General features: G+C 37.8%; 12 protein-coding genes. 2 read left to right on the top strand and 10 right to left on the bottom strand.

Translation table 11 applies throughout. From position 1 onward, the window contains the following. Nucleotides 1–59 precede the first annotated feature (59 nt). Entirely contained in the window at nucleotides 60–1,652 is a 1,593-nt protein-coding gene (locus tag ACKPEB_RS00300) for a bifunctional metallophosphatase/5'-nucleotidase (protein WP_408962761.1), read from the top strand. Nucleotides 1,653–1,744: 92 nt separating this feature from the next. Here ACKPEB_RS00300 and ACKPEB_RS00295 read toward each other — a convergent pair whose 3' ends face one another. The 9 genes from ACKPEB_RS00295 to ACKPEB_RS00255 form a co-directional block, all read right to left on the bottom strand. Further along, a complete protein-coding gene (locus ACKPEB_RS00295) occupies nucleotides 1,745–2,236 on the bottom strand; it encodes a molybdenum cofactor biosynthesis protein MoaE (RefSeq protein WP_408962760.1) in 492 nt (163 codons plus the stop codon). A 68-nt stretch (nucleotides 2,237–2,304) separates the two neighbouring features. Next, nucleotides 2,305–5,049, bottom strand: a complete 2,745-nt coding sequence (locus tag ACKPEB_RS00290) for an EAL domain-containing protein (RefSeq protein WP_408962759.1) — start codon at nucleotides 5,047–5,049, stop codon at nucleotides 2,305–2,307. A gap of 426 nt (nucleotides 5,050–5,475) precedes the next feature. Continuing rightward, on the bottom strand, nucleotides 5,476–6,807 hold the full coding sequence (locus ACKPEB_RS00285) for a hypothetical protein (protein WP_408962758.1): 1,332 nt from the start codon (nucleotides 6,805–6,807) through the stop codon (nucleotides 5,476–5,478). Between the two features lie 77 nt (nucleotides 6,808–6,884). Beyond that, nucleotides 6,885–8,111, bottom strand: a complete 1,227-nt coding sequence (locus tag ACKPEB_RS00280) for an SGNH/GDSL hydrolase family protein (protein ID WP_408962757.1) — start codon at nucleotides 8,109–8,111, stop codon at nucleotides 6,885–6,887. After that, nucleotides 8,108–9,322, bottom strand: coding sequence for an SGNH/GDSL hydrolase family protein (locus ACKPEB_RS00275; RefSeq protein WP_408962756.1), 1,215 nt, complete (start codon nucleotides 9,320–9,322; stop codon nucleotides 8,108–8,110). The genes ACKPEB_RS00280 and ACKPEB_RS00275 overlap by 4 nt, the downstream gene beginning before the upstream one ends. 3 nt (nucleotides 9,323–9,325) lie before the next feature. Then, nucleotides 9,326–9,490, bottom strand: coding sequence for a DUF5989 family protein (locus ACKPEB_RS00270; RefSeq protein WP_408962755.1), 165 nt, complete (start codon nucleotides 9,488–9,490; stop codon nucleotides 9,326–9,328). Further along, nucleotides 9,490–9,903 (bottom strand): SxtJ family membrane protein, encoded by a 414-nt coding sequence (locus ACKPEB_RS00265; protein WP_408962754.1) that lies wholly within the window; start codon nucleotides 9,901–9,903, stop codon nucleotides 9,490–9,492. The genes ACKPEB_RS00270 and ACKPEB_RS00265 overlap by 1 nt, the downstream gene beginning before the upstream one ends. A gap of 167 nt (nucleotides 9,904–10,070) precedes the next feature. Next, nucleotides 10,071–11,753, bottom strand: a complete 1,683-nt coding sequence (gene groL / locus ACKPEB_RS00260) for a chaperonin GroEL (protein WP_408962753.1) — start codon at nucleotides 11,751–11,753, stop codon at nucleotides 10,071–10,073. A 128-nt stretch (nucleotides 11,754–11,881) separates the two neighbouring features. Beyond that, complete coding sequence (locus ACKPEB_RS00255; protein WP_408962752.1) at nucleotides 11,882–12,367, bottom strand: hypothetical protein; 486 nt, start codon at nucleotides 12,365–12,367, stop codon at nucleotides 11,882–11,884. A 131-nt stretch (nucleotides 12,368–12,498) separates the two neighbouring features. Between ACKPEB_RS00255 and ACKPEB_RS00250 the strand changes: the two genes are divergently transcribed. Beyond that, complete coding sequence (locus ACKPEB_RS00250) at nucleotides 12,499–12,735, top strand: XRE family transcriptional regulator (protein WP_408962775.1); 237 nt, start codon at nucleotides 12,499–12,501, stop codon at nucleotides 12,733–12,735. Here the strand turns inward: ACKPEB_RS00250 and ACKPEB_RS00245 are convergent. Then, nucleotides 12,730–14,029: NB-ARC domain-containing protein (locus ACKPEB_RS00245; RefSeq protein WP_408962751.1), on the bottom strand; the 1,300-nt coding region annotated here is incomplete at its 5' end. The two genes, ACKPEB_RS00250 and ACKPEB_RS00245, sit on opposite strands and share 6 nt — an antisense overlap.

Raw genomic sequence — 14,029 nt, 5'->3', positions numbered from 1 at the left:
AGGAGAAACCCGAATTATTAAACTTGAATTCAACCTTTTGAATAACTACTAATTCGACTATGAAACGGATATTAAAATGGGGTTTTGGTTTATTTTTAATCGGTTTAATTTTAGCGATCGCCCCCCGCAGTTTAGGAGTATTTGAACCGGAATTTAACTTAAGAATTCTCCACACAAATGATCACCATGCTCATTTAGAACCCATCACGAGTAAGGAAACTCAATTAGGAGGAATTGCTCAACGCAAAACCTTAATTGATCGCTTAAAAGCCGAAAACCCTAAAGAAACCCTTCTTTTAGATGCGGGTGATATTTTTCAGGGAACCTTATATTTTAATTTCTATTTGGGTCAAGCAGATTTACCGTTTTATAATCAGATGAATTATCAAGTCGGAACCCTGGGAAACCATGAATTTGATCGCGGACAAACCGTGTTAGCTGATTTTATTAAAAAAGCTCAATTTCCTCTAGTTTCTGCTAATCTAAAAATAGCCGATTTTTCCCCCTTAAAAGGTTTAGTTAAACCTTGGTCTATTGTATCAGTGAATGGTGAAAAAATAGGGATTTTTGGCTTAACAACCGAAGACACCGCTAAAATGTCAAGTCCAGGGGAAGGGATCACCTTTATCAATTCAGTGGAAGCGGCAAAACAAGCAGTTACAGACTTAAAAAAACAAGGCATTAATAAAATTATTGGTTTGACTCATATTGGGTTTGAATCAGATTTGAACTTAGCCAAAACTATCGATGATATTGATATTATTATCGGTGGACATACCCACACTCCCTTGGGTTCGATGCCGAATGCAACACAACCTTATCCCGTTGTAGAAACCACACCCAATGGCAAAACCGTTTTAGTGGTGACAGACTGGGAATGGGGGAAATATTTAGGAGATTTAAAGGTTAAATTTAACGCCAATGGAGAAGTTATTTCTTGGCAAGGTTTACCCCATGCAATTGACAATACAATTCCACCGGATAGTCGTTTTTCTCAACAATTAGAAGCGTTGGCAGCCCCATTAAATACCTTACGTCAAACCATTATTGGCAAAACCAATATTCTTTTAGAGGGAAGTCGGGATAAAGTTCGCACCCAAGAAACCAATTTAGGAAACTTAATCGCGGACGCTGCTTTAAATCAATTAAAATCCGATGGCGCACAAATTGCGATTTTAAATTCTGGCGGAATTCGTGCTAGTATTCCCCCCGGAAATATTAGTGTGAGTCAAGTGATTGAAGTGCTTCCCTTTGGCAATACCATTGGTCGTGTAGACTTAACGGGAGCACAAATTAAACAAGCCTTAGAACATGGGGTCAGCAAAGTTGAATTAGGAGAAGGGCAATTTCCCCAAGTAGCCGGATTACAATTCATTTATGATCCGAAAGCACCCATCGGTTCCCGTGTTATTTCAGTTTCAATTATTGAGCAAAACGGACAATCAAAACCTTTGAATTTAAACGCCACCTATCGCGTTGTTACGAATAGTTTTATGTTAAATGGTGGAGATGGTTATGAGATGATGAAAGCGGGAAAAAATTCGGTTGATACTGGGTTTTTGTTTGTGGATGCGGTGATTGATTATATTAAAAATCAATCGACTATTAATATACAATCTGGCGATCGCATTATTGCCAAATCATCAATTTAAGAGATAGAAATCCATTTCCGTAGAGACGTTCCATGGAACGTCTCTAGGGGAAAATCTCAGAATTATTGCAGGTATAGGAACCTCTAATCTGATTAACAATTGGTTTCACAAGCGCCAATACTCACCCAACTACTAGACCCATCTTTCCAATGTTCTTTTTTCCAAATTGGGGCGGTATGTTTTAAGGTATCAATAGCATATTGACAAGCTTCAAATGCTTCTCGACGATGGGGACAACCCACTGCAATTAAAACACTAATTTCGCCAATTTTTAAGCGGCCAATGCGATGATGAATCACGACACGAGTAACATCTGACCATTTTTGACGAATTTCTGTTGCAATGTTTTCAAACACTTTTAACGCCATCGGTTGATAAGCTTGATATTCTAAAGATTCCACAGGTTGACCGTTGGTTTGATTTCTCACCATTCCACTCATGACCACAATGGCACCATTTCTCGGATCATCGGCTAAAGCATAAATTTCCTCGACTAAAAGAGGGGCGATTGTGATAGAAAAACTATCTTGAAACTGAGGTTTATGTTCTAATAAATCTGTCGGCAAAGGATTAGAAACAATCATAACCTTAAACTCCTAAATTGATCAATAAATTTTAATAGAAAACGTTGAATCTTGGGAATTAAATTTCTCTAAATCGAAGCTTTATCTAACAATCGTTCAGCCTCCTGAGCATTGAGGGGTTTGGAAAAATAAAATCCTTGACCATATTGACATTGCAAGGATTTTAACTGATATAATTGCTCTTGGGATTCAATGCCTTCGGCGATCGCATCCATTCCTAAACTATGAGCTAAAGTGACAATAACCTTTACCAATTCGCGCTTATTTTCATCGAAGAACATTTGGCTCACAAAGGAGCGATCAATTTTTAAAATATCTACCGGGAATTGGTGTAAATATCCCAAAGAACAATATCCGGTTCCAAAGTCATCAATACAAAGTTTAATATTACGGTGTTTGAGTTCGTTTAACGTCGTAATTGCCAATTGAGGATCAGACATCAAGGCTGTTTCTGTAATTTCTAATTTTAATTCTCCTCCACTGACTTGAGTTTCATTCAAAATTCGATCAATTTTTTGACTTAAATCCGGCGTAAATTGTTGACTCGATAAATTAACACTCATTCTTAATCGAGGATGACCATTAAACTTTTGTTTCCATTGGTATAATTGACGGCACGCTTCTCGTAACACCCATTCCCCAATATCAACAATTAATCCCGCTTCTTCCGCAACGGGGATAAATTCAGCCGGAGAGATAAAACCTTCGTGGGGATGTTCCCACCGTAACAACGCTTCAAACCCAGAAATTTCATCTGTTTCTAAATCAATAATCGGTTGATAATGCAGTTGAAATTGATGACGTTCAATCGCCCAACGGAGATCAGTTTGTAATTGTAACCGTCTTAACGCATCGGTTCTCATGGTCGCATCAAACACGACATAACAGCCTTTTCCTTGCTGTTTGGCGCGATACATGGCGGTGTCTGCATCCCGCAAGACTTCCGAGGGTAAAAGGTATTCAGAGGAACTTTGAACAATACCAATACTGCTTCCGGTAAAGATTTGATTTCCTTCCAGATTAAACGGTTTTTTTAACACTTGTAAAACTCGTTCTGCAATTTCTTTAATTTCCTCTAAAGATTCGACATTTTCTAATAAAATTGTAAATTCATCGCCCCCTAATCGAGCTAAAATATCCCCATTTCTTAAGCACATTTTCAATCGTTGGGCAATGGAAATTAATAATTGATCGCCGCTTCCATGTCCCAAACTATCGTTAATAAACTTAAATCCATCTAAATCTAAAAATAAGACAGAAAAATGATAACCTTTTTGTTCTTGACATTGAAGGATAGCTTGTTTAAGATGTTCGACAAAGAAAGCTCGATTCCATAGATTAGTGAGGGAATCATGGGAAGCACTATAACGCAGTTTTTCTTCTGTTTCTTTAAAACTTGTAATCTCTACAATGGAACCTTCATAATATAAAATATGCTCTTTTTTACTATCTAAAATTGCTCTAATATTAGCCAAAATCCAAATCAAGCTATGATCAGATCGATAAACTTCAGCTTCAAAATTATTAATTTCATGGTCTTTATCGAGTAAATCCATCATTTGATAAAATTGCTGGTGATGAGCAAATACTTCTCGAATGAATGAATTAGTACCAATTAAACTATCGGGGGATGAATAGCCTAAAATCGTGGCAAAGGCGGGATTAACGCGAATATATTCTCCATCTCGGCTAATTTGAAAAATACCTTCGATAGCATTTTCAAAAATACTCCGATATTTAGCCTCCGCTTGTTTGCGTTGAAAGACAGTTCCTAACTGGGCACCAATCGAGGAAACTAAATTCAATAATCGTTGATCTTCGGGTTTATTGATGATGGTAAAAAAGACTAAAACTACTAAAACTTGGTGCTCAACCACAATGGGCAAACCAAATCCTGCTTTAAGTCCAAAAGGGATAGCAATATTTTTGCGGGGGAATTCCTCTTGTGATTCTTGTTCGAGATCAAAAATCCATTTCGGTTTTTGAGAAGAATAAATTTGTCCAATTAAACCTTGATTGGGTTGGAATATATACTGTTGACTCAGGCGTTGAAATTCTTCTAAATTGTCTACTCGATGATAACTAATCCGACTACATTCAAGATAGTTTTCCAGAGGATGGGGAACCCAAGCTTCTCCAAATTCCCAACCAATAGTTTCACAAACTAATCGCAATACCACTTCTAAAGCTGTGTCAAAATCATGAGCCGAACTCACTTCTTTTGTAATCCGTTGGAGCAGCAGTAATTCTTCTTCTGCACGTTTTCGTTCTGTAATATCTAACCCCGCACCGACAAAGTATTCATATTCATCGGTTTCTTCATTAAAAATTGCCCGACCATTCCATTCAACAATTAGTTCTTGACCGTCTTTGGTTAAAATTCGTTCTTCAGTGCGAATGGGTAAACGCCGCTGTATCATCAGTTCAAAAACCCAAGGTAAAGAATCGCCATTGCGACGGGGAACAAAGGTGGCTGTATAATCTGTTCCCTTAATTTCTTCTAGTTCATAACCAAGGGTTTTTAACATAATATCATTCATCAGTTGTACTTTTCCATCGGCATCTAAGAGAATCAAAAAGGCTGGATTTTCATTAAATATCGTTTGAGAAAAGTCTTTTTCTTTTTGTAACGCAACTTCGGCTTTTTTTCGTTCTAAGATTTCTGCTTGCATTTGATTCATAAGCGGACGAATCATAATCACAACATAACTAGCACCAATGGCAATGACTCCCATTAAAATACTCGCCGTCGTCCAGATTCCGGCATGAATTATCCCTGGATGGCGTTCGGTTTGATCGGAAGAAGAGACCAAAATCTGATCCTGGGTTTCTAACAAAATTGACTTTTTTTCTTCTTGTTTAAACCCAGGATAAAACGGAAATAAACTTGCTAGTGAAATTAATATCCCTATAATTAAGAATCCTAGAGCTGATCCTTTTAAAGCAAAGCTTGGAAGATTGGGTGTTTTTCTTTGCATTGTATTAATATAAGATGAAATTAAGGTTTTAATTCCCTGGAGGGGGCTGATTGTTACTATAGTATCAAGAGAATCGAGATTTTGGGGCTTAGAGGTTGTTGATTCTAATAATCTTTAAGTATAGATTAATCATTGAGTTAGATTTTGGCACAAGTACCAGTTCTATGTCATTTTTTTGCTATCAGATAGGATTCAGCTTAATAGAGATAAGAATTACAGTTAAGACATTTGTAAGGATTGGGGAAGTTCACAGTAGATTAACTACTTTGGAGTTGGCTTATTTTTTAAAACATTAACGATGGAATCTGCAACAAAATTTGATAAAATTGTTTCTCCAGGCTTGGTATAATGACAACAATTATCAATATAAACGGGTTCTTTGGCATTATCGAGAATAGAAACCCCATTAAAGAAATTAATTTGATTCGCTTTCAGTTCATCGGCTTGTTTTAATAAAAGCGGATATCCTTTTTTTATCGAATCTTTATAGGGGCTATCGTCACTGAATGCAACTTTCTTTTCCGCTTCGCTAAATACTCGTTGAGTCGGATAATATTGATTCGGTTGTAAAATATGAAAATAAGGAATATTATTCGCGGCTAAAACTTGATGAATTAAAATTGAGTTTTTCGCCCAATAATTGGTAATATTTTGGAAAATTTTATCATCAGGGAAAACCTGATCTTCCATATAAAAATAAATCACACTTTCAGAATTGCCATTATCATCATCCGGTTTCTGACGATATCGTTCAAAGCGACCAACATCTCGGCGATAGGTTTTAACTAATTCCTGAACATACAAAGACATCACCACATGACAGGACGCTAACGGACAATCTTTTAAGGTTTCTAAGGCATTTTTGATTTTAGGTTTAGTATCTTTTAGATTTAATAAAGCTTTTAGGGCTTTTGTAGAAAGACTGTTATTTGCTAAACCCGTTAAGGCTTGAACATGGGATGTACTAGGCATCGCAAAATCCAATTTACTTTGATTATTAAGATTAGATAGAGCAATTTCATTAAAGCCATCAATATTAATCACTAAATCAAATTCTTGACCTAAAGCTAACATATAATTTAAGGCGATTAACTGTTGGGGTTGCTTATAGCCTCCAATGGCTAAAGATAAAATAATTAATTCTTTCCCTTTAAATTGAGGGAGTTGTTGCAGCTTTTTCTCTAATATTTTATTTTGGATTTCATAAATTGAATAGTTAGATGCTACAGAACCGCCTAAAACCCCAACAATCACTTGATTAGGATTTGTTTTTTTGTACGGATAATCGTAGGGAGAAATAAACCCGTAATTATTATACTTAAATCCGGGTCTAAAATCGGGGCCAGGTTTTTGAATATATCCAAAATAGGGGTGTAATCGTTCAACAATCGATTCGCCAACGCGAACCCCTTCTAAGTTAATTCCTAAATCTTGTACATTTTCTGAACGTTCACGGGTATAGTAAAATTGTTGATGTTTAAAATAATAAAAAATTAAGGAACCAATTTCTAAAAAAACGAATAAAACGACTAAATTAATTAACCCTATTTTTACTCCTTCTTTAGCTTTATGTAAGAATTTAAAATTTTTCATACTAATGATAAAAATAAACTTTTTTGAAGGCAATACAGTAGATGATAGAGTAATTTTAACACAATTTCACGTTAATTTTATTTTTGAGACTTTGAAGATTGACTCATCAGTTGTTGGCAAACTTGATTGGCGATTAATTCACCAGCGAGGCGATTTCCCTCTCGATTCCAATGTCCGCCACAAGCTTCTGCATTTTTAAATCCATGTAAACAAACGCCTGTTTTTTCAGCTTCCTTTTGTAACGGTTCTGCGAGTCGCAAAACAGAGAATCCTTCTCGTTGACCCAGATCATAAATTCGTTGATCGGGATAAAAGATATCTTGAATTTGATGAGCCTGCATAAATTTTTGGCGTTTTTTTGGGTCAGGTTGAACTTGAAAGGAATCACTCACCATCACCACCATAAAATCTTTACCCTTGGTGGTAACTTCATTTTTGAGTAAAGTGACTAATTGTTCTGTAATTTTCCAAGCTTGTTTCCAGTTTTCATCAGGCGGTTCTTTATAAAAATTAATATCTGTTTGTTTGTAATCTTTTTCTAATTGGCGACGTTTAGATTCAATTTCAGCTTGGCGAACTAATTGTAAAATCCGAGAATTTGCAACTAATTCATAAGGTAATTGATCCAATTTTGAAAACATATAATAATCGCGCTCAAGACTGTTTGGGTTTAAATTTCTGAAGGATAAATCTTCTACAAGCTGACCATTCTTTTCCACAAAATAGGGACGTAAATGGTCATGCTCTAAAGGTCGATAATTATTTCTAATATCGTTACCCGGATAAAACCCTAAAATCACTAAATCCGGTGAAAATTTTTGGGCATGATGTCGCCACGTCATTAACTGTTGGGCTGTGCCATAACCTTGAACAGAAAAATTTAAAACTTCAACGGTTTTTCCCTTTAAAGCTGAACAACTTTTGAGTTGAGATTGCATAATGGAAGCGGCAGTTTTTTCTAACGGAACTTGCAACGCTTCCATAAAAGAATCACCTAAAATAGCAACTCGATAACTATTAGCCGGTTTTTCTAAAGTTCGTTCATAATCGCGCATTCCAAAAGCATTCATTTTTAATTCTGAAGTTTCTCCTTCCCCCGTCCAAACGGTTTTAGCATTGGGTCGAGGAGACCAACCCCGATAGGGATCTTTAACCGTATAAGCCAAGGCTTCCGAGTCGGGCGGTAGGGGTGGCGGATATTTAATTCCCGCAACTCGTAAGGCAATTTCACCAAAAATCACGGCTAAGATTAAACTACCAAAGATTAAGCTGGTATTAACTAATAATGATTTTAAATATTTCATAATTTGTTTTCAGTTTTACACAGTTGATTCACGATTAATTTAGCGGCTAACTGGTGTCCTTCTAAGTTCCAGTGTCCTCCACACAGCGTACCATTTTTTTCAAATCCATGTAAACAGATTTGATTTTCTTGCGCATAGGTTTGAAAAGTCGGAGCTAGATCTAATACGGGGAAATTATGACGTTTTCCTATATCTTTTAATCGTTCATTCGGATAATATAAATGATTGATTTGATTAGAAACTTGGAAAATTTTCCGGCTTTCTTCATCTTTATGAACTTGCATAGGTTCAGCAATCAACATTAATAAAAAATCTGATTTTTGCTCGTTCACTTCCTGATGAATTAGTTTCAGGAGATCTTCAGTAATTTGCCAAGCTTCTTTCCAGTCATCATCTTCAGGTTCTCGAAAGGTTGCTACACTTAATTGATTGGCGTGTTTGACTAAATTGTTTTTACGATATTCTAATTCTGCTTTTTTAGCAACTTGTAAAATTCGAGAATGATTAACTAACCAATCAGGAAGATGATCAACCGTTGTAATCAAATAGCGATTACTATAACTGAGTGTTAAGTTACGGAAGGAAAAATCCGGTTCTAATTGACCGTTATTATAAACAAAAAACGGTCGATAATAATTATTTTCTAAATTTCGAGAATTATCAATAACATCATTCCCAATAAAAAACGAGAGAATCACTAAATCAGAATTATATTTCTTGACTTTTTCTCGCCAGGTGATTAATTGTTGAGCAGTTCCATAGCCATCGACACCAAAATTGAGAACTTCAATGTTTTTTCCCTTAAATTTTGGACAGTTTCCCAAGGTTTTTTCTAACACTGAAGTGTAGTTTGCTTGAGCCGGAACTTGGGAAGCTAAGGTAAAAGAATCCCCTAAAATAGCAATGCGAAAGGTATTTTTAGGTTTAGAGATACTATATTCTTGATCTCGTAATCCATCACTATTAATTTCAACGTAGGATTCTCCTTCATATTGCCACCCTCCTTTGGCGCCCGGTCGATTTGACCACCCTCGATTCGGATCAGATTGCGTAAAAAAGGAGGGAGAAAAAACTTCATGACCGGGTTCAGGAAGCTTTTTTAATCCCTCAATTTTGGCTAACCGCAAACCGATTTCTCCGAGGAAGATTCCTAGAACTAAACTACTGAAAGCTAGTCCTAGATTTCCTACCCATGTTTTCCAGTTCCCCATCGTTTAGAACAAGGTATAAATAAACGGTGCGATCGCAGAACCTTGACTGAGTACAATCAAAGCCCCTAATAAAACCAGTGTAATAATTAGAGGCAATAACCAATACTTTTTGCGTTCTTTCATGAACGCCCAAATGTCTTTTAAAAAATCTAATGTTGCTTCAAACACTAGAACGGTCGCTCCATACTTTCTCTAGGTCTTACTTTACTCGCAACCCGATAGGTTGAGAGATCAGGATCAAGTTGACGCTGCATCGCATCAGAACCGAATAGGCGTTTAATCAATCCCATCGGAGCCATCATAACGTAAAAGACGACACCTAAAATAATCTTGCTGTTAATCACCCCCATAAATAACCCAAATTTCATCCACAGGCGATAAACTGGATTTAAGGTTTTAGGAGAGATTAATGCCCAAAGCATGAGAAGAGTTCCTAATACCCAAGGCCAACTAGGGGGCGGCCAATGTCTGAATAATAAAGGCAATACAACCCCAAATAAGCCAATAATAATGGCTCCAGTTGTTAAGCCAAATTCGCGTAATCCTTTCGCATCAAGTTGGGGAATATCGTGATCTGTCATGATGTTAATTTAATGTTTGCAAACAACGTTCCTTGTGGTTTTTGTTCCTTCTTGCTTCCATTTATCATAAATTAACAAAGCAACGGATATTTCTCAATGATCAGAGTAGATCCGTTGCTTCTGTTCTGATTCAGCTAGAGATCAGCCGGGATGTAACATCAAGGCATCTACATCATGCCCATACCGCCCATACCGCCCATACCGCCCATGCCGCCCATGCCGCCCATGCCGCCCATGCCGCCCATCGCATCCATATCAGGCATTGCTGCTTTCTTCTCTGGTTTTTCCACCACTAAGGCTTCGGTTGTTAACACTAATCCCGCAATAGATGTGGCATTTTGTAGCGCTGAACGTACCACTTTTGCTGGGTCAATAATCCCAGAAGCAATTAAATCTTCATAGGTTCCCGTTAAGGCATTATAACCCATACTAAAGTCAGTATTGCGGACATTTTCCACCACCACAGCACCTTCGGCTCCAGCATTACTGGCAATATAATATAAAGGTGCTTCTAAGGCTTGAGAAATAATTCCCGCCCCGATTTTTTCCTCATCACTCAGTTGAGCTTTCAATTCATCGACTTTTTTCGCCAGATGAATTAACGTTGTACCACCGCCTGGAACAATGCCTTCTTCTACAGCGGCTTTTGTCGCATTTAACGCATCTTCAATCCGCAGTTTCCGTGATTTCATTTCCGTTTCTGTAGCAGCCCCGACTTTAATAACCGCTACCCCTCCGGCTAATTTAGCAATCCGTTCTTGCAGCTTTTCGCTATCATATTCAGAGTCGGTTTCTTCCAACTGACGGCGAATTTGCTCCACCCGTTTTTTGACATCCGCTTGGGTTGTGCTATCCGCAACAATAATCGTATTGTCTTTTTCAATGGTGACTTTCGTTGCAGTTCCTAACATCTCTAAAGAAACTGTATCTAAGCTTAATCCGACTTCTTCAGAAATTAATTGTCCGCCTGTCAGTACCGCAATATCCTGTAACATCGCTTTACGACGTTCGCCAAAACTCGGTGCTTTAATAGCCGCCACATTTAACACGCCTCTGGCTTTATTCACCACCAAAGTTGCTAAAGCTTCGCCATCAATATCTTCAGCAATAATTAACAGAGGTTGACCCGAACGGGCGATTTTTTCTAAAACAGAAACTAAGTCTTGAATGGAACTAATTTTTTTATCGGTAATCAGGATACGGGCGTTAGAAAATTCAACCACCATCCGTTCATTATCGGTAATAAAATAGGGAGAAATATAGCCCCGATCCAGTTGCATTCCTTCCACTACATCTAATTCAGTGGTAATGGATTTAGATTCTTCAACGGTGATCACGCCATCTTTCGTGACTTTTGCCATCGCCTGGGCGATCATTTGACCGATTTCTTCGTCATTTCCCGCCGAAATTGTAGCCACTTGAGCGATCGCATCTCCTTCAACGGGTTTAGCAACGGCTTCAATTTCTTGAACTAAAATTTGAGTAATTTTTTCCATTCCGCGTCTGATGGCGACCGGATTAGCCCCAGCAGCGACGTTTTTTAAACCTTCATGAATCATGGCTTGGGCTAAAATCGCGGCGGTTGTTGTGCCATCTCCAGCGACTTCATTGGTTTTAGAGGCGACTTCCTGCATCAGTCGAGCGCCTGTATTTTCCAGGGGGTCAGACAGTTGAATTTCTTTAGCAACGGTGATCCCATCATTAACGATTTCAGGAGCACCAAATTTTTTCTCTAACAGTACATTTCGACCTTTCGGGCCAAGGGTGACTCGCACCGCATTGGCTAGGGCGTTGACGCCTTTTTCTAAGGCTTTACGAGATTCTTCACTAAACGAAACAATTTTAGCCATCTTACAATATTGTTAATCACCAATAGGCTACTTTAGCACTCAACTGCTCCGAGTGCTAGTTCGGAAATCCGTCATCCCCATTTAACTCAATACCAATTAATCAATAAAGCCCGTCGATTTTGAGCCAATTAATTCCAATGATCCCAGATTTGTTTTTGTTGTTGATAAGCTTGTCTTAATCTTTCAATGGCTGAAGGTGCGATCGCAATTTTCACTAACCCCACCAATTGACCCCATTCATACAATTGTTTACAGGATGTGGCGGAATGAAATTGAAATTGATAAAATTTCGTCCAAAACTCCGGTGCTTTTTGACTGCGACGGCTTCTATACCAGCGTTGACGCCACCGCACAAAATCCTCGGTTTTGGGGGCTTCTACTTCTAAGATAGCGGGAAAATCCGCATAACTGACAAACTGGCTAATTCCCTGAGCATGAACATAAACCACATATCGCCAGCACTGAATTTGATAAATCTGTTCGACTTGAATATTGAACATTAACGCCACCGTCTGTTCAGTCACAAATCTCGCTAAGGGATGGAGGATAGGAGATTTATGCAGAATTTTTGATTCGGTAATAACGGGTGCATTTGGCTGAAGTGTTGCTATCATAGAATTAGATTTGGGTAATTTTTTCCCAAAGGTAGTTTTCTAAGAGATCGTCTTTGAGTTTTCACGACCTAAAGACGATCATGTTTTACAGATTGAATCAGTATACGGTGGTATGCCAACTCTTGTCAAGTATGGGTTTAATTCGAGTTAAAGTCCGAGAACTGGCAGCCGAGAGAGGTTGGACATTAAAGGAAGTCGCAGAGCGTTCTGGGGTAGTTTATAACAGTGTTAAACATTACGCTCGATGTCCTGCAATGTCAAAAGTTGACTTTACAGCACTTCAAAAATTAGCACGGACTTTCGCCTTCTATATATTCCTTAAGTTGATACCAATAAGCCTGCACCCACCCTTACTACTGTATTTATAAAAACCGCTCGAGAATATACTGACAAATAATCCTGCTCAGAACAAACAAAGGTTCATCGTTTTCTGTAATTTTTTCAACAAGTGATCGCCCTCTCAAAGATTTTAGAGCTTCCATTAATAAAGAAGCTGAAACCGGAGTCGGAATGGCTTGTTGAATTCGATCTATATTAAGGGGTGAAGAAGCGATCGCCAACTGATACATAACCTCAATTTCTAACTTAGATAACCGTTGCAAATACTCATTCAATAGATCTTTAATCTCATCTAAAAGCGTTGCATTTTTTCTCAAAAAATCTGAAGCTTTACCATTAAATAAATCCAAAATCATCCCAGAAATTATATTCAAATATAAAGGATTTCCTTCATATTGTTCAATCAAACTGCTCAACTCAGATTCATCCGCTAACCCTTTCTCCCGTAACAGCAACTTTGCATCCCGTTTAGCTAACCCCTTCAATTTATAATACCGAACCGGGTAATTATCCCCATCCAATAAGTCCAATTCTCTTGACTTTTCCAAACTTATGAGCAACAAACAACTCTGATGTTTGGTTTCAGCAATCAGTCGAAACAGATAACCATACTCCTGATATTCTTTGCGATATTTTCCCGCCAGTTGACCCATTGCGAAAAGGCTTCCTACCTCATCCAATACCAAAAGACAGCGATAATTTCGCAAATAGTCCATTAATTGTGAAACTAGATTCGGAAATGTATGGGGTGACAGAATTTCAGAATCAGCAGAAAAGAATTGTAGCCAATCCGTGAGAATATTTAGAACAGATTGAGGGTAGTGAAGACTCCGCCAAATCACAAATTGAAATTGATTAGCAAGCTGTTGGGAAAGTTGAACCGACAACGCAGTTTTACCCATTCCTGCCATTCCCCACACCCCCACAACCCGACAGCTATCTGTTAAAATCCACTGTTTGAGAGTTAATAAATCATCTTGACGGCCATAAAAAATCGGCACCTCTGGAATATCCCCCCAATCTTGACGTTGTGGTGCTTTAAAAAGTTGAGGAGAGTGCAATCGCTTTTCAATAACTTTTTCTGTAATCAGCTTAAAGTTCTTTTTCGTCACCCTTTCCCCCAGAATTTCTGAAAACAATTTCCATAAATCAGGCGCTTTTTTCCTTTTAATATAATCAAGACTCAACCCCAAATCTGCCATTTTATCGTACTCATCTCCCTGCCAAGTTCTGAATATAATCTCTTTTTCTACCTTTTCCAACTTTTTACCTCTGTATTCTACTATCCAATTGTCTAGTATATCTAACATATCTTCTTTATTC

The sequence above is a fragment of the Planktothrix sp. genome (assembly GCF_046067725.1).
Lineage (GTDB): Bacteria > Cyanobacteriota > Cyanobacteriia > Cyanobacteriales > Microcoleaceae > Planktothrix.
Note: the sequence above shows the minus strand (reverse complement) of the source record. Positions and strands in the feature narration are given on the sequence as shown.

Coding starts and splice junctions, on each gene's coding strand:
- ACKPEB_RS00300 (WP_408962761.1), top strand. CDS start 60: ATGAAACGGATATTAAAATGGGGTTTTGGTTTATTTTTAATCGGTTTA.
- ACKPEB_RS00295 (WP_408962760.1), bottom strand. CDS start 2,236: ATGATTGTTTCTAATCCTTTGCCGACAGATTTATTAGAACATAAACCT.
- ACKPEB_RS00285 (WP_408962758.1), bottom strand. CDS start 6,807: ATGAAAAATTTTAAATTCTTACATAAAGCTAAAGAAGGAGTAAAAATA.
- ACKPEB_RS00280 (WP_408962757.1), bottom strand. CDS start 8,111: ATGAAATATTTAAAATCATTATTAGTTAATACCAGCTTAATCTTTGGT.
- ACKPEB_RS00275 (WP_408962756.1), bottom strand. CDS start 9,322: ATGGGGAACTGGAAAACATGGGTAGGAAATCTAGGACTAGCTTTCAGT.
- ACKPEB_RS00265 (WP_408962754.1), bottom strand. CDS start 9,903: ATGACAGATCACGATATTCCCCAACTTGATGCGAAAGGATTACGCGAA.
- groL (WP_408962753.1), bottom strand. CDS start 11,753: ATGGCTAAAATTGTTTCGTTTAGTGAAGAATCTCGTAAAGCCTTAGAA.
- ACKPEB_RS00255 (WP_408962752.1), bottom strand. CDS start 12,367: ATGATAGCAACACTTCAGCCAAATGCACCCGTTATTACCGAATCAAAA.
- ACKPEB_RS00250 (WP_408962775.1), top strand. CDS start 12,499: ATGGGTTTAATTCGAGTTAAAGTCCGAGAACTGGCAGCCGAGAGAGGT.